The sequence below is a fragment of the Deltaproteobacteria bacterium genome, from assembly GCA_003696105.1.
Lineage (GTDB): Bacteria > Myxococcota_A > Polyangia > Haliangiales > J016 > J016.
Genome location: RFGE01000070.1, coordinates 1 through 23,512 on the forward strand (window position 1 = coordinate 1; position 23,512 = coordinate 23,512).

Annotated in this window: 22 protein-coding genes; 12 read left to right on the forward strand and 10 right to left on the reverse strand. The window is 74.7% G+C overall.

Annotated features, from left to right (window positions below):
* Nucleotides 1–1,854: hypothetical protein (locus D6689_04510; protein ID RMH43614.1), on the forward strand; the 1,854-nt coding region annotated here is incomplete at its 5' end.
* 7 nt (nucleotides 1,855–1,861) lie between these two features.
* The gene (locus tag D6689_04515) at nucleotides 1,862–3,007 is read left to right on the forward strand and encodes a DUF523 domain-containing protein (GenBank protein RMH43615.1); all 1,146 of its coding nucleotides are present in this window, start codon (nucleotides 1,862–1,864) and stop codon (nucleotides 3,005–3,007) included.
* 53 nt (nucleotides 3,008–3,060) lie between these two features.
* On the opposite strand, the gene D6689_04520 is transcribed toward D6689_04515, so the two are convergent.
* Nucleotides 3,061–4,536 (reverse strand): hypothetical protein, encoded by a 1,476-nt coding sequence (locus D6689_04520; protein ID RMH43616.1) that lies wholly within the window; start codon nucleotides 4,534–4,536, stop codon nucleotides 3,061–3,063.
* A gap of 88 nt (nucleotides 4,537–4,624) precedes the next feature.
* On the opposite strand from D6689_04520, the gene D6689_04525 reads away from it, so the two are divergent.
* Complete coding sequence (locus tag D6689_04525) at nucleotides 4,625–5,260, forward strand: adenylate/guanylate cyclase domain-containing protein (protein RMH43617.1); 636 nt, start codon at nucleotides 4,625–4,627, stop codon at nucleotides 5,258–5,260.
* Nucleotides 5,261–5,300: 40 nt separating this feature from the next.
* Here D6689_04525 and D6689_04530 read toward each other — a convergent pair whose 3' ends face one another.
* Nucleotides 5,301–6,098 carry a LysR family transcriptional regulator gene (locus D6689_04530; GenBank protein RMH43652.1) on the reverse strand — a complete coding sequence of 266 codons (798 nt, stop codon included), beginning with the start codon at nucleotides 6,096–6,098 and terminating at the stop codon, nucleotides 5,301–5,303.
* 233 nt (nucleotides 6,099–6,331) lie between these two features.
* On the opposite strand from D6689_04530, the gene D6689_04535 reads away from it, so the two are divergent.
* Nucleotides 6,332–7,009, forward strand: coding sequence for a hypothetical protein (locus D6689_04535; GenBank protein ID RMH43653.1), 678 nt, complete (start codon nucleotides 6,332–6,334; stop codon nucleotides 7,007–7,009).
* A 37-nt stretch (nucleotides 7,010–7,046) separates the two neighbouring features.
* Nucleotides 7,047–7,922, forward strand: coding sequence for a hypothetical protein (locus tag D6689_04540; GenBank protein RMH43618.1), 876 nt, complete (start codon nucleotides 7,047–7,049; stop codon nucleotides 7,920–7,922).
* A 31-nt stretch (nucleotides 7,923–7,953) separates the two neighbouring features.
* On the opposite strand, the gene typA is transcribed toward D6689_04540, so the two are convergent.
* The 4 genes from typA to D6689_04560 form a co-directional block, all read right to left on the reverse strand.
* Nucleotides 7,954–9,774 carry a translational GTPase TypA gene (gene typA, locus D6689_04545; GenBank protein ID RMH43619.1) on the reverse strand — a complete coding sequence of 607 codons (1,821 nt, stop codon included), beginning with the start codon at nucleotides 9,772–9,774 and terminating at the stop codon, nucleotides 7,954–7,956.
* 59 nt (nucleotides 9,775–9,833) lie between these two features.
* Nucleotides 9,834–10,244 (reverse strand): PilZ domain-containing protein, encoded by a 411-nt coding sequence (locus D6689_04550; protein RMH43620.1) that lies wholly within the window; start codon nucleotides 10,242–10,244, stop codon nucleotides 9,834–9,836.
* An 86-nt stretch (nucleotides 10,245–10,330) separates the two neighbouring features.
* Nucleotides 10,331–11,284: a hypothetical protein gene (locus D6689_04555; GenBank protein RMH43621.1), complete on the reverse strand. Its 954-nt coding sequence runs from the start codon at nucleotides 11,282–11,284 to the stop codon at nucleotides 10,331–10,333.
* Nucleotides 11,281–12,570, reverse strand: coding sequence for an aspartate aminotransferase family protein (locus tag D6689_04560; protein RMH43622.1), 1,290 nt, complete (start codon nucleotides 12,568–12,570; stop codon nucleotides 11,281–11,283). Before D6689_04560 ends, D6689_04555 begins: the two co-directional genes overlap by 4 nt.
* Between D6689_04560 and D6689_04565 the strand changes: the two genes are divergently transcribed.
* From D6689_04565 to D6689_04580, 4 genes are all read left to right on the forward strand, one after another.
* Nucleotides 12,564–13,844 carry an FAD-dependent oxidoreductase gene (locus tag D6689_04565; GenBank protein ID RMH43623.1) on the forward strand — a complete coding sequence of 427 codons (1,281 nt, stop codon included), beginning with the start codon at nucleotides 12,564–12,566 and terminating at the stop codon, nucleotides 13,842–13,844. The two genes, D6689_04560 and D6689_04565, sit on opposite strands and share 7 nt — an antisense overlap.
* On the forward strand, nucleotides 13,825–14,592 hold the full coding sequence (locus D6689_04570; protein RMH43624.1) for a DUF1365 domain-containing protein: 768 nt from the start codon (nucleotides 13,825–13,827) through the stop codon (nucleotides 14,590–14,592). The genes D6689_04565 and D6689_04570 overlap by 20 nt, the downstream gene beginning before the upstream one ends.
* 101 nt (nucleotides 14,593–14,693) lie before the next feature.
* Nucleotides 14,694–15,857, forward strand: coding sequence for a class I SAM-dependent methyltransferase (locus D6689_04575; GenBank protein RMH43625.1), 1,164 nt, complete (start codon nucleotides 14,694–14,696; stop codon nucleotides 15,855–15,857).
* Nucleotides 15,858–15,929: 72 nt separating this feature from the next.
* On the forward strand, nucleotides 15,930–16,304 hold the full coding sequence (locus D6689_04580; GenBank protein ID RMH43626.1) for a hypothetical protein: 375 nt from the start codon (nucleotides 15,930–15,932) through the stop codon (nucleotides 16,302–16,304).
* Nucleotides 16,305–16,327: 23 nt separating this feature from the next.
* On the opposite strand, the gene D6689_04585 is transcribed toward D6689_04580, so the two are convergent.
* Nucleotides 16,328–17,530: a sodium:proton antiporter gene (locus tag D6689_04585; protein RMH43627.1), complete on the reverse strand. Its 1,203-nt coding sequence runs from the start codon at nucleotides 17,528–17,530 to the stop codon at nucleotides 16,328–16,330.
* A gap of 27 nt (nucleotides 17,531–17,557) precedes the next feature.
* Nucleotides 17,558–19,177, reverse strand: a complete 1,620-nt coding sequence (locus tag D6689_04590) for an FMN-binding glutamate synthase family protein (GenBank protein RMH43628.1) — start codon at nucleotides 19,175–19,177, stop codon at nucleotides 17,558–17,560.
* A 219-nt stretch (nucleotides 19,178–19,396) separates the two neighbouring features.
* Between D6689_04590 and D6689_04595 the strand changes: the two genes are divergently transcribed.
* From D6689_04595 to D6689_04605, 3 genes are all read left to right on the forward strand, one after another.
* Entirely contained in the window at nucleotides 19,397–19,975 is a 579-nt protein-coding gene (locus tag D6689_04595) for a DUF924 domain-containing protein (GenBank protein RMH43629.1), read from the forward strand.
* A gap of 57 nt (nucleotides 19,976–20,032) precedes the next feature.
* A complete protein-coding gene (locus D6689_04600) occupies nucleotides 20,033–20,815 on the forward strand; it encodes a hypothetical protein (protein ID RMH43630.1) in 783 nt (260 codons plus the stop codon).
* Between the two features lie 266 nt (nucleotides 20,816–21,081).
* Nucleotides 21,082–22,080: a hypothetical protein gene (locus tag D6689_04605; GenBank protein RMH43631.1), complete on the forward strand. Its 999-nt coding sequence runs from the start codon at nucleotides 21,082–21,084 to the stop codon at nucleotides 22,078–22,080.
* A gap of 126 nt (nucleotides 22,081–22,206) precedes the next feature.
* Here the strand turns inward: D6689_04605 and D6689_04610 are convergent, their stop codons facing one another.
* On the reverse strand, nucleotides 22,207–22,647 hold the full coding sequence (locus D6689_04610; protein ID RMH43632.1) for a hypothetical protein: 441 nt from the start codon (nucleotides 22,645–22,647) through the stop codon (nucleotides 22,207–22,209).
* A gap of 79 nt (nucleotides 22,648–22,726) precedes the next feature.
* Nucleotides 22,727–23,122, reverse strand: coding sequence for a hypothetical protein (locus tag D6689_04615; GenBank protein RMH43633.1), 396 nt, complete (start codon nucleotides 23,120–23,122; stop codon nucleotides 22,727–22,729).
* Between the last annotated feature and the right edge of the window lie 390 nt (nucleotides 23,123–23,512).

Here is a 23,512-nt window from a genome sequence, read left to right on the forward strand (position 1 = left end):
GCCGCCGACCTCGCGGCCGCCCGTGACGACGCCGCTGCGCGCGCCGCCGAGTCCGCCGCCCTGACGGCGCGGGCCGCCGCGGCCCCGGCCATCGAGCTGGTCGTCGACTCGGGCGGGACGATCCTCGCCGCCAACGTCGCCGCGGAGCGCGCGCTCGGCTACCCGCGCGGCGGCCTCGTCGGCCAGCCGTTCGAGCCGCTGTTTGCCGACCCGGCCGCGGTCGCGCCGGCGATCGGCGACGGCGCCGACCCGGCCGCCCGCTTCGCCGCCCTGCGCGACGCGCTGGCCGACGGGGCGGCGCGGTCGGTCGTGCTGCTGTCGCGCCGCGGCGCGGACGTGCCCGTGCTGCTCGCGGCCGCCCGCGGCGACGGCGCCGCCGCGGGCGAGCTGGTCGTCACCGCGCTGGACCGCACCGCCGGCGCGCAGGCCGAGCGCGACCGCGACCGGCTCGCGCGCGCGCTCGACGAGGTGACCGTCGGCGTCGGCCTGCTCGCCCTCAACGGCGTGTTGTCCTGGGCCAACCGCGCCCTGTTTGCCGACCTCGGCCACGAAACGGACTGCCGCCGCGGCTGCACTCGGCTGTCCGACCTGCTGCGCGTGCACGACGGCGCGGCGGCCGACTGGCTCGACGTCACCCTCGAGTCGCTGTCGGACGGCATGCTCGACATCGACCTCGCGATCGACCAGCTCCCGCAGCGGATCGACGTCGGCGACGCGACGTTCGCGCTGCGCTACGCGCCCATCTACGATCCGGACGAGCCGGACTCCGTCGACAAGTTGCTGGTGACGACGACCAACGTCACCGAACAGATCGCGGCGGAGCGAGGGCGCGCCCGCCAGGAAGAGCTGCTGGCCGCGTTCCAGGTGCTGCTCAAAGACCGCGACGGGTTCGAGGAGTTCCTCGACGAGTGCGATCGGCTCGTCGACCTGCTGGCGTCCGGCGCGTCGTTCGGCCTCGAGAAGCGGGCGCTTCACACGCTCAAGGGCAACTGCGCGATCAACGGACTGCGGCGGTTCGCGGCGCTGTGCCACGAGCTGGAGACGGCGATCGTGGACCGCCGCGAGCCGATGGCCGACGGCGAGCGACGGCGGCTCGTCGCGGCGTGGGCCGACGCGACGCTCGAGCTGCGCCACCTGCTCGAGCGCCGCGGCGACGACGTGGTCGCCGTCCCGGTCGCCGAACACGCGGCGCTCGTCGCGCGCGTCGAGGCCGGCGCACCGGCCGCCGAGATCGCGGGCGTCCTGCGCGACTGGACCCGCGCGCGGCTCGCGCAGGCGTTCGAGCGGCTCGAGCGCCAGGCCATCGCGATCGGCCAGCGCCTCGGCAAGCCGGTCGACGTGGTGCGCGACGACGGCGGCCTGCGCTACGACGGCAAACGGCTCGCGCCGCTGTGGGCGAGCGCGGTCCACCTGCTGCGCAACGCGATCGACCACGGCATCGAGCCGCCGGACGCGCGCCGCGCCGCGGGCAAACCCGAACGCGGCCGCATCGACCTGACGGCGCGGTGCGACGGCGACGCGCTGGTCGTCACGATCGCCGACGACGGCCGCGGGATCGACTGGCAGCGCGTGGCGGACAAGGCGCGCGCCGCCGGGCTGCCGTGTTCGACCCGCGCGGAGCTCGAGCGCGCCCTGTTCGCGACGGGGCTCACGACGCGCGACACGGTGTCCGACGTGTCCGGGCGCGGCGTCGGGCTGAGCGCGGTGCGCGACGAGGTCGCCAAGCTCGGGGGCTCGATCGCCGTCGACAGCCGCCCCGGACGCGGCACGCGGTTCGAGCTGCGCGTGCCGCGGGCGGCGGCCGGCGCGTCCGGTCCGCTGCGACTCGTGGCCGCGGCCGCGCAGCGGTCGTGACCGGCGCGTGGCCGCGCGGCGGCCGCGGTGCGCGCCGGTCGCGGTGAACGACCGCGCCCCCGCGCGGCGGCCGCCTCCGGCGCGCCGCGACGGTGCGCCCGCGCGACCGCGGGCGATCGCGCTGTCCTATACTGCCGGCGTGATCGGCGCGGCACGACCGGACGACGACGCCGGCGGGGACGACGCGATCCGCATCGGCGTGTCGGCGTGCCTCACCGGCGCCCCCGTGCGCTACGACGGCGGCCACAAGCTCCACCCGTTCGTGCGCGACGCGCTCGGCGCGGTCGCGACCCTCGTACCGGTGTGCCCGGAGGTCGAAGTCGGCCTCGGCGTCCCGCGGCCGACCCTCCGGCTCGTGCAGCCGGCGTGCGAGGGCGGTCCGCTGCGCCTGATCGCGCCGGCCACCGGCGCCGACCACACCGAGGCCATGACCGCGTGGACCCGCGATCGCGTGCGCGCGCTCGCGGCGCTCGGGCTGTGCGGCCACGTGTTCCGGCGCAACTCGCCCAGCTGCGGGCTGTGGGGCGTGCCCGTCTATCCGCGGGCCGACGGCGGGCGCGCGGTTCGCACGGGGCGCGGCGCGTTCGCCGCCGCGTTCACCGCCGCGCTGCCCGACCTGCCCGTCGAGGAGGACGGCCGGCTGGACGACCCGGCGCGGCGCGAGTCGTTCGTCGCGCGGGTGTTCGCCTATCGCCGCGCGCGCGCGGCGCTCGGTCCGGGCGCGACGGCCGAGCGGCTCGCGACGCTGCGCGCGCGCGACGACCTGCTGGTCGAGGCGCACGCGCCCGGCGCCGGCGCGCGCCTCGACGCGATCGTCACGGCGATCGCCGCGCAGCGCGTCGACCCCGCGGCGGCGGCCGGCGCGTACGTCGCCGAGCTGATGCGCGCGCTCGCGCGGCCGTCCACCGACGCCAAGCGCGCGCGGGCGCTGGCGCGAGCCGTCGCGCGCGCCGGGCGCGGCGCGCCGGCGGCGGCGGCCGCGCGCGACGCGATCCGCGCGTACCGGCACGGCCTCGTGTCGTTTTCGCACGCCCTCGGCGAAGTCCGGCGCCTGGCCCGCGCCCGCGGCGACGCGTGGCTCGCGAGCCAGACCTGGCTGTTTCCCGAGCCGGGCGAGCGCCGCCTGCGCGCGCTCGCCGGCGCGCGCCCGTGACGCCGGCCCGCGCGCCGCGGGGCGGGCCTGCCGCCTGGCCCGGTGCGCCGCGCTCACGGCGGCGCCGGCGCGCCGGACGGTCGAACCACCAGCGCGCCGCGGCCAATTGGCAGCGCGCGGGCGCCCGGCCACGCCGCCGCCAGCGCGCGCCGCGCCGCCGGCGTGACGGTCCACGCGGCGCGGACGCCGCGCTCGCGCAACGCCGCCGCCAGATCGCCGGTCGCCACGGTCCGCCGGCCGCGCACCACGTCCGTCGGCTCGACCAGCTCCCAGCCGCGCGGCTCCGGCGTGGCCCACACGATCCGATCCCAGCGGCCCCACAGCACGCCGACGGACGCCCAACCAAACGGCGGGCGCCGCCGCGGCCGCTCCACCAGGAGCGCCCCGCCGGCGAGCAGCGGCTCCAGCTCGCCCGCGGCGAGCCGCCGGCCCACTTGCACCGAGTCCGGATCCCACATCGCCGCCGGCCGGGCGGGACCGAGCGCCACCGCCGCGATCGTCGCCGCGGCCGCGGCCGCGAACGCGACCCGACTGCGCGCGAGCACGCCGGCGAGTCCGACCGCCGCCAGCGGGATGAGCGCGACCTCGATCGGGTGCGACAGCCGGTCGGGAAACACGAGATGGCGCTGGCCGAGCACGACCGCCGGCCACACCCCCGCGCTGAGCAGCGCGACAACGATTGCGTGCGCACGCAACGTTCGGCCGGCGCCGCGCAGGCGCCACGCGCCGTAGGCGGCGAGCACCGCGACGGCCGGGGCCCACGCGACGAGCGCCCGCGCGCGCGCGCCGAGCACGTCGACCGGAGACGCCGACTGCGCCAACGCGGCGGCCCGGTGCCAGAACAGCAGCGGATCGCCGTACGCAGTCCACTGCAGCGCCATCCACGCGAGCGGCGCCGCCGCGGGCGCGAACGCGAGCCACGCGCCGCGGCGGCGGCGGCCGAGCCACAGCGCGACGGCCGGAAACAGCACGACCGCCCCCCACGCCTCGTAGCGCATCCACGCGGCGGCCGCCAGCGCCGCGCTGCCGGCGGCGAGCGCCGCCGCGCGCCCGGTGCGCAGCCAGCGAAACAGCCCCCAGACCGCCGCCACCGACAGCGCGGCCGCGGGAACCTCGGCCAGGTGCGAGTGCCCGAGCACGAGCGTCAGCGGCGACGCCAGCACGAGCGCCGCCGCGAGCCACGGACTGCTGTCGTCGTCCGGCCGCGCTCCGCCGCCGAGCGGACGCCGCGACAGCTCCCGCGCGAGCCCGCCGGTCGCGACCGCCAGCCCGACCGTGGCGATCGCGGAGACGACGGGCCCCGCGGCGCGCGCCGAGATTCCCAGCGCCTGCGCAACCGCCAGCAGCCCCGGATGCCCGGGCAGCCACATCTCGCCGACGAACCGCGAGCCGTCGCGCGACAGCAAGTACGCGACGTACGCGCGATAGGGGTCGTCTTCCGACGCGAACCACCGGCCCTGCGCGACGAGCCAGATCCGCGCGGCCAGGTGCGCGAGCGCCGCCAGCGCCAGCGCGAGCTTGGCGGTCACCGCGAAGGCCTCACGCGCGCATCGTAGCCGGCGCCCGTGGCGCGCCGCAACGCGCGCCGCGGCGGGCAGTGCTGCTACGCTCGCGCCGATGACGCACCCGCGCGACCCGGGCCTGTGGGACCCAGACAACAGCGACCAGCGGTTGTGGCGGCTGATCGAGCGCCGCATGGAGCCGGGCGCCGACACCGCCCGCATCGACGAGACGATCTGGCGGCTGTTCGGCGAGACTTGGGCGATCGCGTTCACCGACCTCGCGGGGTTTTCGCGGCGCACCGAGCGATTCGGCATCATCCACTTCCTGCAGACGATCTGCGCCATGCGGCGGCTGCTGTACCCGCTCGTCGAAGCGCACCGCGGGTTCTTGCTCAAGCAGGACGCCGACAGCCTGCTGCTGTTGTTCCGCGACCCCGGCGACGCGCTGCGCGGCGCGATCGCGATGCAGCGCGCGTGCGCGCAGGCCAACGAGCGGCTCGTCGCCGAGGAGCAGATCCTGCTGTGCGTCGGCATCGGCTATGGCCGCATCCTTCGCGTCGGCAGCCACGAGGCCTGGGGCGCGCAGGTCAATGCCGCCAGCAAGCTGGGCGAGGACACCGCGAAGGCCGGCGACATCCTCGTGACCGGCGCCGTCCGCGACGCCGTCGGCGACGGCGCGGAGGTCGGCTTCGACGACCTCGCGCTCGCCGTTCCCGGTTCCGATCGCAACTACCGCGTCCGCTACGCGTAGCCGGCGGCGCGCGCTCACCCCGCCTCGGCCGGCGGCGCGCTCACCCCGCCTCGGCGCACAGCGCCGGCAGCGACTCCCACACCCACCGGGCCGCCGGCCCCAGCGCGCGGTCGCTGCGGGCGAACACGAACAGGTCCACCGGCCGCGGCTTCGGCCCCCACTCCTCGATGTGCAGCGCCACCAGCCGGCCCGCCGCGAGGTCGTCCGCGACCAGCTCGTACGGCAGCGTCCCCCACCCGAGGCCGGCGCGGATGAGCGCGAGCTTCGTCGCGGCGTCCGCGACCCGCCAGGTCGTCGCCGACAGCACCGAGTGGTCGCGCCCCGCGCCCGCGCGCTGCGCGATGACGATCTGCACGGCATCGCCGACTTCTGCCCGCGCAAGCGGCGCCCGCGCGCGCGACAGCGGGTGGTCGGGCGCCGCCACGGCGACGATCGCCGCGGTGCCGACCGGCCTGCGGCGCAGCGGGTCGTCCCCGGTGTCGAACGGGCCGCCGATGCCGACGTGCACGGCGCGGTCGCGCACGAGCGCCGGCACCGCCTCGACGACCTCGGTGCGGATGCGCAACGTCACCTCGGGAAACCGCTGCTGGAACGCGCGCCCGAGCGCGACCAGCCACGACGCCGGCACGATCGCGTCCACCGCGACGCCGACCTCGGGCTCCGCGCGCCGCCCCGCCAGCGCCTCGGCGCGCGCGCCGAGGGCCGACACCGCCGCGAGCACCGCGCGGGTGTCCGCCAGCAGCGCCTTGCCGGCGGCGGTGAGCGCGGGCCGGCGCCCGGCGCGATCGAACAGGGCGACGCCGAGCGCGTCTTCGAGGTGCGCCACCGCGTAGCTCACGACGGACTGAGCCCGGCCGAGCGCCCGCGCCGCCGCCGAAAAGCTCCCCGCCTCGGCGATCGCGGCGAACACCCGCAGCTGCTCCAAGGTCACGCGATGGATATCCATAACCTGGATATTTAATATCGATTTATTATCGCTTTTCCAGATAAGAATTCGTGCGCATGATGCCCCCACCGGGTGCGTTCCCCCGGCCATCCGTTCGAAGCCACGACACAGGAGAGGACACCATGATGCACACCCGCGCCATCGCTTGGGCCGCCGCGTTCGCCGTCGTCGCGGCGGTCGCCTGTAGCAAGGACGAATCGCACGACACCCGCAAGGCGCCCGCGCCCGCCAAGACCGAGGCGGCCAAGCCGGCGACGTCCGCGGCCGCGCCGGCCGCCGCATCGCCGCTGGCCGAGGTGGCCGGCACCTATGAGATCGACCCGACCCACACCCAGGTCATCTTCCGCGTCAAGCACCTCGGCGTGTCGTATCAGTACGGTCGCTTCAACAAGACGAGCGGCAAGCTGTCGCTCGACGCCGACCCGGCCAAGAGCTCCGTCGAGCTCACGATCGACGCGGGCAGCGTGTACACCGCCGACCAGAAGCGCGACACGCATCTCAAGAGCCCCGACTTCTTCGACGTCAAGCAGTTCCCCCAGATCACGTTCAAGAGCACCCGCGTCAAGGCGCTCGGCGGCAACAAGTTCGAGGTCGCCGGCGACCTCACCCTGCACGGCACGACCAAGCCGGTGACGCTGCAGGCCGAACTCACCGGATCGGGCAAGGACCCGTGGGGCGGCTTCCGCGTCGGCTTCGAGGCGCGCACGAAGGTCAAGCGCAGCGACTTCGGCATGACGTTCATGCTCGACGGCCTCGGCGACGAGGTCGACATCATGGCCACGCTCGAGGCAGTCAAGAAGTGAGCCGCGCCCCCGCCGGCTGCCGCGAACGATGACCACCGTGCTGCTCGGCGTGGCGCTCGTCCCGGCCGCCGTCGCCGCTGCCGTCGTCGCCCTCGCGGGGCGCGGCGCGGTGCCGCGGCCGTGGACCGGCGCCGCCGTCGCCGCCGCCGCGGTCGCGAGCGCGGCGCTGGTGTCGGGCCGCCTCGAGCTGGTGCCCGGCGACGCCGCCGGCTGGATTCCGCACGTCGCGGTGGTCGCCGCGGCGGCCGGGTGGCTGGCCGGTCGGTTCGACCGCCCGCCGGCGGCGCGGCCCGCGCTGGCGTGGCTCGTCGTGGCGGCCGCCGCCGCGCTCGCGGCGGCCGCGCTGTCGCGCGCCGCGATCCGCTACCGGTGGACGCCCGCCGAGGCCGGCGGCTGGATCGCGGCGGCGGCCGCCGCCGGCGCGATCGTGTGGCGCGCGCTCGCGCGCGCGGCCGCCGCGGTGGACGCGCGCGCGGCGCTCGCCGCGTACGCGGCGCTGGCGGGCGCGACCGGGGCCGTGCTCGGGCTGGCCGGTTCGGCCCGACTCGGCATGCTCGCCGGCGCGATCGCGTCGGCGTCGGCGGGCGCGTGGGCGGTCGCGGTCGCTCGCCGCGGCCGGGTCGACGCGGCGAGCGCGGCCGCGCCGGTGGCGCTTGCGTGCGTCGCGCTCGCACTCACCGGCGGTCTGTACGCGGAGCTGCGCGCCCTGCCGGCGGCGCTGCTCGCGGCCGGGCCGCTCGCGGTGGCCGCGGTCGAGCCGATCGCGGCGCGGTGGCCGCGCCGCCGCGCGCTGGCCGCGCGCGCCGCGCTGCTGGCGGTCGCGCTGGCCGCCGCGGTCGGCGTCGCCGCGCGCGATCGGTTCGCCGAGCCGGCGGCGGCCGACTCGGGCGACGTGCCGTACGGCTACGAGTGACCGGCGGGCGCCGCGCCGGCCCGGCGGCGCGTCAGCTCGCGACCTTCTCGACCCGCTTGCGCTCGTTGTGATCGAGGATCGCCTTGCGCAAGCGCAGCGCCTTCGGGGTCACCTCGACGAGTTCGTCCGCGTTGATGAACTCGAGCGCCGCTTCGAGGCTGAGCTGGCGCGGCGGCGCCAGGATCAACTTCTCGTCGTGGGCGTGCGTGCGGATGTTCGTGAGCTTCTTGGTCCTGCACGGGTTGACGATCAGGTCGTTCGACCGCGAGTGCTCGCCGACGATCATGCCGCCGTAGACCTCGACCTGCGGGCCGATGAACAGCGTGCCGCGATCTTGCAGGCTGAACAGCGCGTAGGCGTTCGACACGCCCTGGTCCTGCGCGATCAGCACGCCGCTGGGGCGCGACCGGATCGGGCCGGCGTGCGGCGCGTAGTCGGCGAACGTCGAGTACAGCGTGCCGGTGCCGCGCGTGTCGGTGAGAAACTGCGACCGGTATCCGATGAGCCCGCGCGCCGGGATGCGAAACTGCAGCCGCACGCGCCCCGTCCCCGCCGGCGCCATCTCGACCATCTGGCCGAGGCGCCGGCCGAGTTCCTCGATCACCGCGCCGGCGTAGGGCTCGTCGACGTCGACCACCACGTCCTCGTACGGCTCGAGCAGCGCCCCGTCCGCGCCCGTCCGCGTGATCACGCGCGGCTGCGACACGCACAGCTCAAACCCCTCGCGGCGCATCGTCTCGATCAAGATCGACAGGTGCAGCTCGCCGCGGCCGCTGACCTGGAACACGCCCGCCTGGTCGGTCTCGTCGACGCGCAGGGCGATGTTCGACTTCACCTCGCGAAACAGCCGCTCGCGCAGCTTGCGCGACGTGACGAACTTGCCGTCGCGCCCGGCGAACGGGCCGTCGTTGGCGCGAAAGTCCATGCTCATCGTGGGCGCGTCGACCGCCAGCCGCGGCAGCACCCGCGGCGCGTCGACCGACGAGATCGTGTCGCCCACCTCGAGCTCCGTCATGCCGGTGATCGCGACGATGTCGCCGGCGCGCGCCTCCGCCAGCTCGAACCGGCGCAGGCCCTGGAAGCCGAGCAGCTTCTGGATGCGAAACGGAACCGGCTGTGCCCCCTCGCGCCCGAGCTGCACCCGATCGCCGACCTGGCAGCGCCCGGCCGCGACCCGGCCGATCGCCATGTAGCCGAGGTAGTCGTCGTAGTCGAGCGTCGCCGCCTGCATGCAAAACGGCGCGTCGACGTCGCCTTCCGCCGGCGGCACCTCGGCGACGATGAGGTCGAGCAGCGGCGCGAGGTCGCGGCGTTCGTCGGCCAGGTCGGCGACCGCGTAGCCGTCGCGGCCCGACGCGTACATCACCGGGAAGTCGAGCTGGCGATCGTCCGCGCCGAGCGCCGCGAACAGGTCGAACACGCGGTCGACGACGGCGTCCGGGTCGACGCCCGGCCGGTCGATCTTGTTGATGACCACGATGGCGCGGTGGCCGAGTTCAAACGCCTTCTGGGTGACGAACCGCGTCTGCGGCATCGGCCCCTCCACCGCGTCGACCAGCAGCAGCACCGCGTCGACCATGCCGAGCACGCGTTCGACCTCGCCGCCGAAGTCGGCGTGGCCGGGGGTGTCGACCAGGTTGATGCGCACGTCGTTCCACGTCACCGACGTACACTTCGACAGGATCGTGATCCCGCGCTCGCGCTCGAGGTCGATCGAGTCGAGCGCGCGCTCGGCCACGACCTCGCCGGGCCGGAACGTGCCCGCCTGGCGCAACAGGCCGTCCACGAGCGTGGTCTTACCGTGGTCGACGTGCGCGATGATCGCGACGTTGCGGACATCGGTGCGCTGCATGGGCCCCGGTGCCTACCACACGGACGGGCCGCGCGCACCCTGCCCGCGCCGCGCGCGGCTCAGCCGCGCAGGTAGCAGGCCGCACGCGCGGTCCAGTCGGACGCCAACGCGTGCGCGTCCATGACCACGTCGCGCAACAGCCGCCGGTGGCGCTCCGCCAGCGCGATCAGCTCGACGCCGGTCGTGCGGATCACGTCGCCGAGCCGGCCGTCGGGCCGGCGCGGCAGCCGCCCGAGTCGGTCGAACGCGACGCGCCCGCGCGCCCACACGATCTCGTCGACGCCCGGCACCTCGAACTCGAGCGCCAGGGTGCGCGGCGTCCGCCCGCCGACCGGACGCCGCAGCCGGACGCCGGTCGGCGACAGGTCGACGACGAGCGCGTGGCGCGGGCGGTCGCCGTCGAGTTCGGTGCACAGGACCTCGACCGGAATGCGCGGTGCGGCGCGAGCCAACAGGACGTCCCCCAACATGTCCCACATTGTAGGATAGCAGAATACACCGGCCAAGTTTTTCGCCGGCCGAGGCGCGCGCTGCACGACGCCGGCGCGCGCGGCCGTCACCGCTCGATCGGCCCCGGCAGCAAAAACGGGTAGCGCCTGCGGCGCACGCGGCGCTGCCACGCGCGGTCGAGCCGGCGCAGGCGCAACAGCCACGCCCACAGGCGCGCGTCGGCGCGGTAGTAGCGGGCGACCTCGGCCTCGTCGACGGGCGGCGAGACTCGCGCGTTGACGACCTCGATGAGCGAGGGAAGCCGGCCGGCGAGCCGTTCCTTGTGCAAGTTCGCCAGCAGGTCCACCGCGACCTGCCGCGGGTCGTAGTAGCGGTCGAGGATGCCGCCCAACAACCACCGGCGCACCGGCGCGCGCAGAAGCCACGGCAGCGACGCGACGAATAGATCGGTGTCCAGCTCGTCGCGACCGTCCGCGCCGCGCACGAGCGGCGTGGTGACGTCGAGGTAGTGCCAGCGCCCGTCGATCCACGCCCAGTTCGACAGCTGCGCGTCGAGCCCGAGCGCGCCGATCGGGCTGGCCTCGGCCGCGCGGCCCGGGGCGTCGCCGCCGCGACGTCGCGCGGCCGGGCCGTCCGGCTCGCCCGCGGGCGCAGGTCCGACGACCGCGCACACCGCGTCGACGATGGCCGCGAATCGGTCCGCCGCGACCGCGGCATCCCAGCGCGCCAGCGCCCGCGGCCCGATCGCGTCGGCCGGCAGCACAGGTTGGTGCACATACACTGAAATCGACCCGTCCGCGCGCGCCAGCGCGTCGACGTGCGTGTCGACGACGGCAACGCCGCGGGCGGCGAGCGCGCGCACGTAGCGGTCCACCAGCGCACCGTAACGGCCGGCGCGATCGGCGTCGGGAAACGGCGGCAGCCGCTTGTAGGCGCGGCCGCGCCAGCGCACAACCGAGGAGATCTCGCCGTAGCCGAGCACGTCGAGCTGCGACTCGTCGCCCGTGTCGAGCGCGCGATCGATCGCGCGGTCGAGTTCGTCGAGCGCCGCGGCGGTCACGGCAGCGCGCGCGACACGGTCGCCGCCAGCTCGGCCGCCTGGTCGTCCGTGAGGACCAGCGGCGGCAGCAGTTGCAGCACCGAGTCGTCGTTGTTGGCCCACACCGCGAACACGCCCGCGTCGTACAGAAGCTTCGCCGCGAACATGCCGCCGCGCGGCACGCCGAACTTCAGCCCCATCATCAGGCCGCGCTGGCGCAGCGCGAACGGCCGCGAGCCGCCGGCGAGGGCGTCGGCGAAGATCCCGGCGGCGCGGCGCACGCCGTCGAGGAACCCGGGCGCCTCGACCGCGTCGAGCACCGCGAGCGCCGCCACGCAGCCCAGCTCGGCGCCGCCGAAGGTGGACACGTGCGCGAACGGCCGATCGTCGAACACCGCGTGCAGCTCGCGCGTCAGCAACGTCGCCGCGATCGGGTACACCCCGCCGCTGAGCCCCTTGCCGGTGACGATCGCGTCCGGCTCGACGCCGTCGTGTTCGTGCGCCCACATCGCGCCGGTGCGCCCGAGTCCAGTCTGCACCTCGTCGACGATGAGCTTCGCGCCGCGGTCGCGACAGATCCGCTGCACCGCCGCCAGGTAGCCGTCCGACGGCAGCGGCATGCCCAGCGTCGCCGGGATCGGCTCGAGCAACACGGCGGCCGTGTCGTCGCCGACGGCCGCGTCCATCGCCGCGACGTCGTCGAACGGCACCTGCACGAACCCGGGCAGGTCGGCGCCGAACGGCTCGCGGTACTGGGGATCGCCGGCGGCGAGCGCGTAGCCGGTGTGGCCGTGATAGCCGCCGCGCGCCGACACGATCCCCGCGCGGCCGGTGGCGCCGCGGCAGACCTTGATCGCCAGGTCCACCGCCTCGCCGCCGCCGGCCGCGAACACGACGCCGGACAGCCGGCCGCCCGTGGTCGCCGCCAGGCGCGCGGCCAGCGCCGCGCGATAGCCGGACACGAGATGGTGGTTGCCGATGTCGAGGTGATCGAGGGCGCGGCGCACCGCGCCGACCACGGCGGGATGGCGGTGGCCGAGGTTGAACACGCCGCCGTTGCAGTGGCAGTTCCAGTACCGGCGACCGTCGAACGCGTCGTAGAAGAACGGCCCCTCGCGGCGGCCCATGCACACGTCGAACCCGGCGTCGCGAAACAGCGCGACCTTGCCCGGCGACACGTGTGCGGCGAACGCGGTGAACGTGGCGTCGCGGGTCGGCAGCGGATAGCTCGGCTCGCCCATGGCGGCGATGATACACGCGCGCCGTTGTAGCCAGCGGGCGCACCTGCTACGACCGCGCCGTGACATCGGCCGAGCCGAGACCGGGGGACCGCGTCGCCGTCGTCGGCGGCGGCGTATCCGGGCTCGTCGCGGCGCTCGCGCTGGCGCGCCGCTACGACGTCGCACTGTTCGAGGGCCGCGATCGGCTCGGCGGACACGCGCACACGGTGGACGTCGCGCTCGCCGGCGCAACGTACGCGGTCGACACCGGCTTCGTCGTGTTCAACGACCGCACCTACCCGCAGCTGTGCCGCCTGCTTTCCGCCCTGGGCGTTCGGTCGCGCCCGGCGCCGATGACGTTCGGCGTGCGCTCGGATCGCACCGGCGTCGAGTTCGCCGTGACGACCGCCGGCAGCCTGTTCGCTCAGCGCCGCAACCTGCTCCGACCGGGCTACTATCGGTTCCTCGCGGGCATCGCGCGGTTCAACCGCCTCGCCCGGCGCGCGCGCGGCCCCGCCGCCGACGCGACGCCCCTGGGCGACTGGCTCGCGCGCCACCGCCTGCCGGACCGCACGGTCACCGACTACGTCGAGCCGCTGTGCGCCGCCATCTGGTCGTGTCCGCCGCGGCGCGTCCGCGCGTTCCCGATCGGCTTTCTCGCCGCGTTTCTCGCCAACCACGGCATGCTCTCCTGGTCCGGGCAGCCGCAGTGGCGCACGATCGCCGGCGGCTCGCGCGCCTACGTCGATGCGATCGCGCGGCGCCTCGGGCCGCGGGTACGCCTGTCGACGCCGGTCGTCGGCCTGCGCCGGCAGCCGGACCGCGTCCTGGTGGCCACGCCCGCTGGGGTCGAGGCGTTCGACCACGCGATCGTCGCGTGCCACGCCGACGACGCGCTGCGGCTGCTCGCCGACGCCGACGATCGCGAGGCAGCCGCGCTCGGCGCGTTCGCCTACACCGCCAACCACGTCGTCCTGCACACCGATCCGCGCGTGCTGCCGCGCGCGCGCCGCGCGTGGGCCGCGTGGAACTACCACGTGCCGCGTCGCCGCGACGCGCCGGTGTCGCTCACGTATGCGATGAATCGCCTGCACGGCTACGCAGCGCCGCGCGAGCTGCTCGTGACCGTCAACGGCGGCGGCGTCGCCGCGCCGGTGCGACTCGGCCGGTGGACGGTTCGCCATCCGGCGTTCTCGGTGCAGTCGGCCGCCGTACAGCGCCGCCATCGCGAGTTCATCGCGCGGCGGCGGACGTCGTTTTGCGGCGCGTACTGGGGCTACGGGTTTCACGAAGACGGCGTGTCGAGCGCGCTGCGCGTGTGCGAAGCTTTCGGGGTGAGCGATGGGCTCGTGGATCTATGAGGGCTGGGTGCGCCACCGGCGGCACGCGCCGGTGCGCCACGCGTTCCGCTATCGGGTCGCGCTGCTGTACCTCGACCTGGACCACCTCGACACGGCGTTCGCCGGATCTCGGCTGTTCGCGGTCGACCGACTGGCGCCCGCGCGCCTGTGCCGGCGCGACTATCTGGGTCCGCTGGACCAGCCGCTCGCAGACGCAGCGCGCGGCGTCGTGGCCGAACGGCTCGGCCGGCGTCCCGACGGGCCGGTGTTCCTGCTCACCCACCCGCGCTATTTCGGCTACGGGTTCAACCCGGTGAGCTTCTACTACTGTTACGGGGCCGGCGGCCGGCTCGACGCCATCGTCGCCGACGTCACCAACACGCCGTGGGGACAGCGCCACGCCTACGTCCTCGACGCGGCAGCCGAGCCGACCCTGCGGTTTTCGCTGCGCAAGGTGCTGCACGTGTCGCCGTTTTCGCCGATGGACGACGCCTATCGCTGGCGGTTCACGCCGCCCGGCGAACGCCTCGCGGTGCACATGCAAAACGTTCGCGGCGGGCGCACCCTGTTCGACGCGACGCTCGTCGGCACCCGCCGGCCGATGACTCCGGCGTCGCTGCGCCGCGTGCTGTTGCGCTACCCGGCGATGACCGTGCGCGTGATCGCCGCGATCTACTGGCAGGCTTTGCGACTGCGGCTCAAGGGCGCGCCCTACCACCGGCCTCCCGGCGAACCGCCGCCGGCGCCGGCCGGCCGGAGGGCGCCGTGATCGGCCGCGCCGCCGCGGGGCGGCGTCCGGTTCGGCGCACGAACCGCCGTCGTCGCGCGGCCGCGGGGAGTCAGCCGATCGACGTGAGGCTGTGGCGCAATATGTTGCACAGACAACTTACATCGTTGCGTGCGGGCGAATTGACACTGCGCGATGCGCACTTCGGCGACGCGCGGTTCGGCGCCGCGAGCGACCTGTCGGCGACGGTCGACGTACGCGATGGGCGATTTTACCGCGCGGTCGCGCTCGGTGGGTCGGTCGGCGCCGCCCGCGCGTTCATGCGCGGCGACTGGGACAGCGACGACTTGGTCGCGGTGTTTCGTCTGTTCGCCCGCGACCGGGCCGCGAGCGACCGGCTCGAAACCGGGCCGGCCGCCGCACTGGGCGCCGTGCGGCGCGCCGCGCACCGGCTGCGGTCGAACACGCCGCGCCGCGCGCGACGCAACGTCTCGGCCCACTACGACCTCGGCAACGACTTCTTTGCGCTGTTTCTCGACCCGAGCCTCACCTACTCGGCCGCGTTCTACGACCGTCCGCACGCGACGCTCGCCGACGCGCAGCGCGCCAAAATCGACCGCCTGTGCCGCAAGCTCGATCTGTCGCGCGGCGACCATCTGCTCGAGATCGGCACCGGTTGGGGCAGCCTGGCCATTCGCGCCGCTCAGACGACCGGCTGCCGGGTGACGACGGCGACGCTGTCGGCCGAGCAGGCCGCGCTCGCGCGCCGGCGCGTCGCCGAGGCCGGGTTGACCGGCCGCGTCCACGTCGTCGTCGCCGACTACCGCGAACTGGACGGCCGCTACGACAAGCTCGTGTCGGTCGAGATGGTCGAGGCGGTCGGCCACGATCACCTCGACGCGTTCTTTCGCGTGTGCGGCCAACGGTTGCGACCGGGCGGAACGATGGCGCTGCAGGCGATCACGGTGCCCGACCAGCGCTACGCGATCGCGCGCCGCCAGGTGGACGTGATCCAGCAGCTCGTGTTCCCGGGCGCGGACATCCCGTCAGTCGGCGCGCTGCTGGCCGCGGCCGCGCGTGCGAGCGACCTGCGCGTCGTCCATCTGGAGGACAACACCCCGCACTACGCGCGCACCCTGCGCGACTGGCGCGCGCGGTTTCGCGCCCGGCGCGACGACGCCCGCGCGCTCGGCTACGCGGAGGCGTTCCTGCGGCTATGGGACTTGTACCTGGCCTACTGCGAGGCCGGATTCGCAGAGCACTACACCGCCAGCGTCCAACTCGTGCTGCGCCGGCCGCGCGCGTAGCGGTGCGAGCGCCCCACCGCGCGCGCGGCCGCGGGTTGCGCGCGCGCGGCGCGCGGCCCATGATGCGGGCCGATGTCGACCGAAACCGTCGCCGTCATCGTCTCCGCGCCCGGCCGCCGACTCGCCGACGGGCGCGTCCAGCGGCGCCAGCTCGACCGGAGCGCGCGCACGCGCCGCGCCGCCGCCGCGCTCGGCGCGTGCTGGGGGCTCGCGGTCGTCGCGGTGTTCATCCCGGTCGCGCACTTCGTCCTGGTTCCGAGCCTCACGATCGCCGGGCCGATCGTCGCGTGGCTTCGCGCGCGCCAGCGCGCGGTGGTGCTCGGCGGCGACGGGACCTGCCCCGCGTGCGGCGCGTCGATCGAGATCGAGCCGGGCCCCGCGCACTGGCCGCTGCACGCCCAGTGCGCGGCGTGCCGCGAGGCGCTCGAGGTCACCGCCCGCGCGTAGGGCGCCGCTCCCCCGCCGGCGCGTCAGCCGGCATCGACGACCGGCACCGGAACGCTGCCGCGGGCGTGCGCGGAGGTTGCGGCCGCGCTCGCCGCCGGCGCGCCGGCTACCGCGCGGCGGCGCAGCCAGCCGATCGCGACCGCGACGGGGGCGACGCCGATCGACAGCAGCGCGCCCATCTTCGCGGCCGCCGTGATCGCGGGATCGGTGTACGCGACGCCCGCCACGAACAGCGCCACCGTGAGCCCGAGCGCGCCAACCAGGCCGACGAGCCCGATCGTCGCGGCCGACAGCCCCTCCGGCCGCCGGAACCCGACCGCGTGCGCCGCGGTCGAAGCCAGCCAGATGCCGCCGGTCTTGCCGACCGCCAGGCCGGCGAGCACGGCCCAGGTCGCGTTGCCGACGGCGGCGAACACGACGCCGGCGTTGGCGAGCCCGAACGCGAACAGCCCCAGGTCGACCGGCAGCCGGAACGCGTGCTGGAAGCGGTTGAGCGTGTCGTGCATCTGCTCCTCGCTGTCGGCGAACACGCCCTCGTCGTGCCCGGCGGTCGGCATGAACGGCACGACGAACACGAGCGCGAGCGCCGGGTGGACGCCCGCGAACTTGAGCCCGAGCCAGCTCACGACGCCCGGACCGGCGAGGTACGCCCAGAAGCTGCGGAATCCGGCGCGCCGCAGCCCGTAGGCGCCGACCATCGCGGCCGCCACGAGCGCGAGGTACACCGGCTGCACCGGGTGGGCCGGGTCCGGGTAGAACACCGCGATGATGACGAGGCCGATCGCGTCGTCGGCGATCGCGAGCAGCAGCAAGAAGCTCACCGCCGGGTGGCCCTTGCCGAACACCGCGCGCGCCACCAGCCACGCGAGCGCGATGTCCGTCGCGGTCGGGATGCCCCAGCCGCCGCGAATCGCCGCGTCCCCGGTGACGTACGACCACGCGAGAAACACGGCCGCTGGACCGACCACGCCGCCGACGGTCGCCACCAGCGGGTTGATCGCCTTCGACGGCGGGTTGAGCGCGCCGCCGGGCAGACACGACTCGACGATTTCGCCCGCCGCGATCGCGAAGAAGAACACCATGAACACGTCGTTGACCGCGAAGTGGATGTGGTGGGCGACCGCCTCGTACGACGCGTGATCGAGATTGGCCCATGCGACGGCCGTCACGACGCCCGCCAGCAGCGGCAGCGAGTACTCCTGCAATACGGCGACGAATTTGTTCATGTCTACACTCCGAGCGAGGGATGGACGTCAGGCGGCGACGAGCGCACCGCGCCGCGGGGCGGCCGCGAACCGGTCCGGCCGCGCGCGATCCCACGCCGCGCGCCACGCACCGGGCGCCGCGCCGTCGCGCAGGCAACCGGGCTCGAGTTGTTCGTACAGCTCGGCGAAGCTGCGCACCTCGTGGTGCGCCACCCGCCGCATCACGTGTTCCGGGCCGATCTCGTCGGGTGACTCGAGCCCGGCGGCGCCGACGAGTTCGAGCAACGCTTCGATCGTGTCCGCGTGAAAGCGCGCAACGCGTTCCGCCTTCTTGTCGACGTCGATCGCTTTCGACAGCCGCGGATCGCTCGTCGCGATCCCGACCGGGCACGTGTTGTCGTTGCACCGGCGCGCCTGGATGCAGCCGAGCGCCATCATCATGCCGCGCGCCGAGTTGCACACATCGGCGCCGAGGGCGATCGCGCGGGCGATGTGGAACCCGGTAACGATCTTGCCGCTGGCGACGAGGCGGATGTCGTCGCGCAGCCCCGCGCCCACGAGCGCGTTGTGCACGAACGACAGCCCGTCGACCAGCGGCATGCCGACGGAGTTGGCAAACTCCATCGGCGCCGCCCCCGTACCGCCCTCGGCGCCGTCCACCGTGATGAAATCCGGCGTGATGCCGGTGGCGAGCATCGCCTTGCAGATGGCGAGAAACTGTACCCGGTCGCCGACGCACAGCTTGAAGCCGACCGGCTTGCCGCCCGACAGCTGGCGCAGCCGCTCGACGAACTCGAGCAGCCCCGCGGGCGTCGAAAACGCCGAGTGATACGGCGGCGACAGCACGTCCTGGCCGACCGGCACGCCGCGAATCGCCGCGATCTCCGGGCTGACCTTCGCGGCCGGCAAGATGCCGCCGTGGGCCGGCTTGGCCCCCTGCGACAGCTTGATCTCGATCATCCGCACCGACTCGATGTGCGATCGTTCGGCGAACACGTTCGCGTCGAACCGGCCGTCCGGCGTCCGGCAGCCGAAGTAGCCGGTGCCGATCTGCCACACCAGATCGCCGCCGTGCTCGAGGTGATACGGGCTCAACCCGCCCTCGCCCGTGTTGTGCCAGAACCCGCCGGTGCGCGCGCCGAGGTTGAGCGCGAGGATCGCCTGCTTGCTCAGCGACCCGTAGCTCATCGCCGACACGTTCAGGCGCGACGCGAGGTACGGCACGCGGCACCGCGGCCCGCCGATGCGCACGCGCGGCTCCGCCTCGCGCGGCGGACGCGGCGCGAGCGAGTGGACGAGCCACTCGTGCCCCACCGCGTACACGTCCCGCTTGGTCCCGAACGGGACGGTCTGCAACGCCCCCTTGGCGCGCTGATACACGATCGCGCGGTGCTCGCGGTCGAACGGCGCGCCGTCGGTGTCGGACTCGACGAAATACTGCTGGATCTCCGGGCGGATGGCCTCGAACAGGTACCGCCCGTGCCCGATGACCGGGTAGTTGCGCAGCAGCGACCGCTTGGTCTGCAGCACGTCGTGCAGGCCCACCGCGACGATCGGCCCGACGCCGGCGAGCGCCCACAGCGCCGCCGCCGGCCGGCCGACCGCGGCCAGCGCGCCGATACCGGCCAAGCTCGCGACGACGAACGAAAAGAACCCGCGCCGAACCATGATGACCTGTGACTCGGCCGCGGCCGATTTCCCTTTAGTCGCCCCGCGGGCGCGCGGAATCGGCGGGCGTCGTCCCGCGCGCGACGATCGCGATGCACGGCGCGGGGCCAGCCAGGGGAGCCGACGGACGAAGGGGGGCCCTTCCGTGCGGGGCGGTCCGACGCCGCCGGCGCCGCGAGGCCGGTAGCAGATCGGCGCGCTTGTCTGTAGGGTGGCGACATGGACATCGGCCCCGACGACGTGTTGGCGTGGTGGTTCGACGCGGGCGACGACCCGCAAAAACGCTGGTTCGTCCGCTCGGACGCGGTGGACGCGGAGATCCGCGACCGCTTCGGCGACGTGTGGGAGAAAGCGGCCGGCGGCGAGCTGGACTCGTGGGCCGACACGCCGCGCGGCCGGCTCGCGCTGATCGTGGTGCTCGACCAGTTGTCCCGCAACCTGCACCGCGACTCGCCCGTCGCGTACCGCCAGGACGCGCGCGCGCGCGCGCTGGCCGAGGACGCCATCGCGCGCGGATGGGACGCACAGCTGGCCCCGTTCGAGCGCGCGTTCTTGTACATGCCACTGATGCACGCCGAAGACCTCGCGGCGCAAGAGTTGTCGGTCGCGAAGTTCGAGGCGCTGGCCGCCGAGCAGCCGGCCGATCGGCGCGCACCGTTCGAGTCGTTCGCCGACTACGCGCGCAAGCACCGCGACGTGATCGCGCGCTTCGGCCGGTTCCCGCACCGCAACGCCGAACTCGGCCGCGACACGACCGACGCCGAGCGCGCATTCCTCGCCACCGGGCGCGGGTTCTGACCGGCCGCCGGCGAACCCGCGGCGGCCGGTGAACCTCCCGCGTGGTACAACCGCGCGATGGTGTCCGACTTCGGCCGCGGCGTCGCCGACGTCCAGCGCGGCGCGCGGTTCGTGCTCGCGCGACCGCGCCTGTGGGTGTGGCTGGCCGCACCGGCCGCCGTCGCGCTCGTCGTCCTCGCCGGCGTCGTGTGGCTAGCCGTGGCGTGGGCCAGCCCCGCGATCGACGCGGCCGCCGCCGTGTTGCCGGACGCCGTCGAGCGAGTCGCCGCCGGCGCGCTCACGGTCGTGCTGATCGCGCTGCTCGCGGTGGCCGGCTACTTCGCGTTCTTCGCGATCGCCGCGCTGTTGTCCGCGCCGTTCAACGAAATGTTGTCCGAGGCGATCGAAGTCGAGATCACCGGCGCGCCGCCGCCGCCGTCGTCGCTCGGGCGACTGGTGCGGGACGTCGCCGTCGGCATCGGCCACGCGCTGCGCCGCGTCATCAAGTACGCCGCGACCGTCGCGCTGCTGGTCGCCGTCGGCGCGGTCGTCCCGGTGGTCGGCGCGATCGCGTCGGCGATCGGCGGCGTGTGGGTCACGGCGCAGTTCGCCGCCTACGACGCCTACGATGCCGTGTGGGCGCGCAAGGGCTGGCGCTACGCCGACAAGCTCGCATACGTGCGCCGCCATCGCGGGCGCGCACTCGGACTCGGCGCCGCGATCGCCGCGCTCATGGCCGTGCCGGGCTTCAACCTGCTCGCGCTGTCGTTCGGCGCCGCCGGAGCCACGCTCGCCTTCGTGTCGACCGGCGACGACAACGCGGCCGCCGTCGCTGCGTCCTCCGCGCGCGCCACCGGCTAGGGGCTGTCCCTGAATACAGCACACCACATCCTATGTCCCTGAAAGCTGATGCTGCGTTGCTCCTCAGTTACTTGGGCCCACCAAGCGCCTTCGTCGCGCCTTGCCTCAGATTCCATGGACTTCGCCTGAGGCGCACTGCATTCAGGGACAGCCCCTAGTCGACTTGCCTGTACGACAGGCAACGTGGCTAGCCGCGTAGCCAGTTGACGCGTCGATCCGAACCGTAGTAGCAGGCCTCCCACACTCACCTACGGAGGTCCCCCCTGATGACGCTCACCACCCGGTTTTCCCTTCCCCTGTCCTTGTCCCTCCTCCTGTTCGCGTGCGCGCCGGCGTCCGAAGAGGACGTCGGCGCGGCGCGCGGCCTTGCTCCCTCGGGCAAGGCCGACGGCGCCGGCTCGTGCGACCTCGGCACGTGCGGCGGCCAGGCAGCCGGCGGTTGCTGGTGCGACGACCTGTGCGCCGGTTACGGCGACTGCTGCGCCAACGCCGGCGACGTGTGCGGCGTCGACGAGTGCGACGCGAACGCGAACACCGGCTGCGCCGACGGCGAAACGTGCGTCGCCGGAGAACCCAACCTGTGCCACGCGCCGGCGTCGTGCGGCCCGCAGGCCGCGACCGGCGTCGGTCTGTGCGAGCGGTTCTTCGGCTACGCGTGGAACGGCGTCGACTGCGTCGGCGTAAGCGGTTGCTCGTGCAACGGTGACGACTGCGACGCGCTGTACACGTCACCCGATGCGTGCCGGACCGCGCACGCGGCCTGCTATCCGGGCGAGGGCTGCCCCGACTGGACGTCGCCCGAGGTCAAGTACGTGTCGTTCGACCCGGCGACCTGCGCCACCGTCCGCTTCCAGTGTGCGGAGGGCAAGCGCCCGTTCTCGAACGAGTGCGGCTGCGGCTGCGAGCCGGAAGCGCCGGCGATGTGCGGCGGCATCGCCAACATCCAGTGCACCGGCGCCAACGACTACTGCGACGTGTCCGGCCACTGCGGCGCGACCGACCAGAGCGGCGTGTGCCGCGAGCGGCCGCAGTTCTGCCCGGAGGTCTACCAGCCGGTGTGCGGCTGCGACGGCACCACGTACGGCAACGCATGCAAGGCGGCGGCCGCCGGCGCGAGCGTCGCGTCCGAGGGGCCGTGCAAGCCGGCGCCCAACAGCTGCGCCGACCACTGCGGCGGCTCGTCCGAGGACGGGTCGTGCTGGTGCGACGCGGCCTGCTCGTACTACGGCGACTGCTGCGCCGACAAGGCGAGCACCTGCGGCTGACGCCGAGCCGATGGATCCGGCGGGGGCGCTTCGGCGCCCCCGTTTTTTTTTTGCGACGCCGGCGGACGGCGCGGCGCGATCGCGACGCGCGCGCCGGCGGTCCCGGGCCGGCGCGACGGCGCGCCGTCAGAACGGCCGCACCGCCGCGAGCACGACGATCGCCGCGACCAGCAGCTCGATCGCCGCGAGCAGCCATCCCGGCGGCGCGGCGACCTGTCCGCGGGAGAACCGGCCGACCTTGACCCGCACGAGCCCGTGCAGCGCCACGAGCCCGACGACCGCCGCGAGCTTGGCGTGCATCCAGCCGCCGGTCTTCAGCGGCGACGGCTCGAGACCGAACAACATCCACAGCCCGGCCGCGATCGCGACCGTCGCGCCGATGTCCATCGCCATCGCGAGCCGTTTTTCCAGCGCCTCGAACGCGCCGCGCGCGGCGTCGCCGGCGGCCGCGTGCGCGCGCAGGGCGAACGCGCAGCCGACCAGCGCGCCCACCCACGCGACGAACCCGTAGATGTGGACGGCGCGCACCCATTTGAACGTGTCGAGATCCATGGTCGCTGCCGTCATACCACCGGGCGGCCGGCGGGGCCATCGGTCGCGGCCGCCGCCCGACGCCGGCGGCGCCCCCCCGGCGACACCGCGGCGCTCACGCCGCCGACAGCGCCCGCGCCGTGCGCCGCGCCCACCGCGCGACGCGCGGGTCCACGGGGCGCCGGTAGTAGCGCCGGCACTCGTCCTCGCGCCCGCGCACGACCCGCTTGCCGCGCAGCTCGCCGCGCCACTCGGTGACCACGGTCGCCTGGCCTTCCGGCGCGCCCGGCCGCCGAGAATAGATCACGACCCAGTCGCCGACGTGGCCGGTCCGGTGCGCGCGCTCGGTGTTCGAAAACAGCACCGTGAACCGCCAATCGCCGCGCCGAGGATGCCAGATCGGCAGCCACGCGCGCGCCTCGGGGTTGCGTTTGCGGGGTGCGATGCGCGGCAGCCGCCCCGCGCGCGCCAGCCGGCGGTACTCGTCGTCCAGTTCCAACAAAACGCCCACCGGGGGGCGCGCCGCTGCCGCGCCTGCCGACGACACCGGCGGAACCAGGTCCGCAGCCGCTGCGCCGTCGGCGCGCCGAGCCCCGGTGGGCGATACGGGCACAGCCGTGCTCCGTTTCGCTCCCACCGGCGCGCGCGGCGACTCTGCGCCTGTCGCGTGCATCGGTGCCCGGTCCGTGGCCGTTGCGCGGTGCGGCCGCGCGCGGCCGGTGGGAGGTGCCGGCGAGGAGGTCGTGGCCTCCGCGGGCGTCCAGCGCGCGCCTCCGAACTGGTCTGCTTGCGGAGTTCGGCCCGCGTCCGTTGCGCGGTGCGAGCGCTCTCGGCCGGAGGGTTCCACGCCTGGCCTCGCTTTCCACCGGTGAACGTAATCACTCCCGCCGCGCGCGCAAGA

Bases quoted from the DNA above. Each gene is read 5' to 3' on its own strand.
- D6689_04525 (RMH43617.1), top strand. From the start codon at position 4,625: ATGACGCACCCGCGCGACCCGGGCCTGTGGGACCCAGACAACAGCGAC.
- D6689_04535 (RMH43653.1), top strand. From the start codon at position 6,332: ATGCACACCCGCGCCATCGCTTGGGCCGCCGCGTTCGCCGTCGTCGCG.
- typA (RMH43619.1), bottom strand. From the start codon at position 9,774: ATGCAGCGCACCGATGTCCGCAACGTCGCGATCATCGCGCACGTCGAC.
- D6689_04550 (RMH43620.1), bottom strand. From the start codon at position 10,244: ATGTTGGGGGACGTCCTGTTGGCTCGCGCCGCACCGCGCATTCCGGTC.
- D6689_04560 (RMH43622.1), bottom strand. From the start codon at position 12,570: ATGTCACGGCGCGGTCGTAGCAGGTGCGCCCGCTGGCTACAACGGCGC.
- D6689_04570 (RMH43624.1), top strand. From the start codon at position 13,825: ATGGGCTCGTGGATCTATGAGGGCTGGGTGCGCCACCGGCGGCACGCG.
- D6689_04575 (RMH43625.1), top strand. From the start codon at position 14,694: ATGTTGCACAGACAACTTACATCGTTGCGTGCGGGCGAATTGACACTG.
- D6689_04580 (RMH43626.1), top strand. From the start codon at position 15,930: ATGTCGACCGAAACCGTCGCCGTCATCGTCTCCGCGCCCGGCCGCCGA.
- D6689_04585 (RMH43627.1), bottom strand. From the start codon at position 17,530: ATGAACAAATTCGTCGCCGTATTGCAGGAGTACTCGCTGCCGCTGCTG.
- D6689_04590 (RMH43628.1), bottom strand. From the start codon at position 19,177: ATGGTTCGGCGCGGGTTCTTTTCGTTCGTCGTCGCGAGCTTGGCCGGT.
- D6689_04595 (RMH43629.1), top strand. From the start codon at position 19,397: ATGGACATCGGCCCCGACGACGTGTTGGCGTGGTGGTTCGACGCGGGC.
- D6689_04600 (RMH43630.1), top strand. From the start codon at position 20,033: ATGGTGTCCGACTTCGGCCGCGGCGTCGCCGACGTCCAGCGCGGCGCG.
- D6689_04605 (RMH43631.1), top strand. From the start codon at position 21,082: ATGACGCTCACCACCCGGTTTTCCCTTCCCCTGTCCTTGTCCCTCCTC.
- D6689_04610 (RMH43632.1), bottom strand. From the start codon at position 22,647: ATGACGGCAGCGACCATGGATCTCGACACGTTCAAATGGGTGCGCGCC.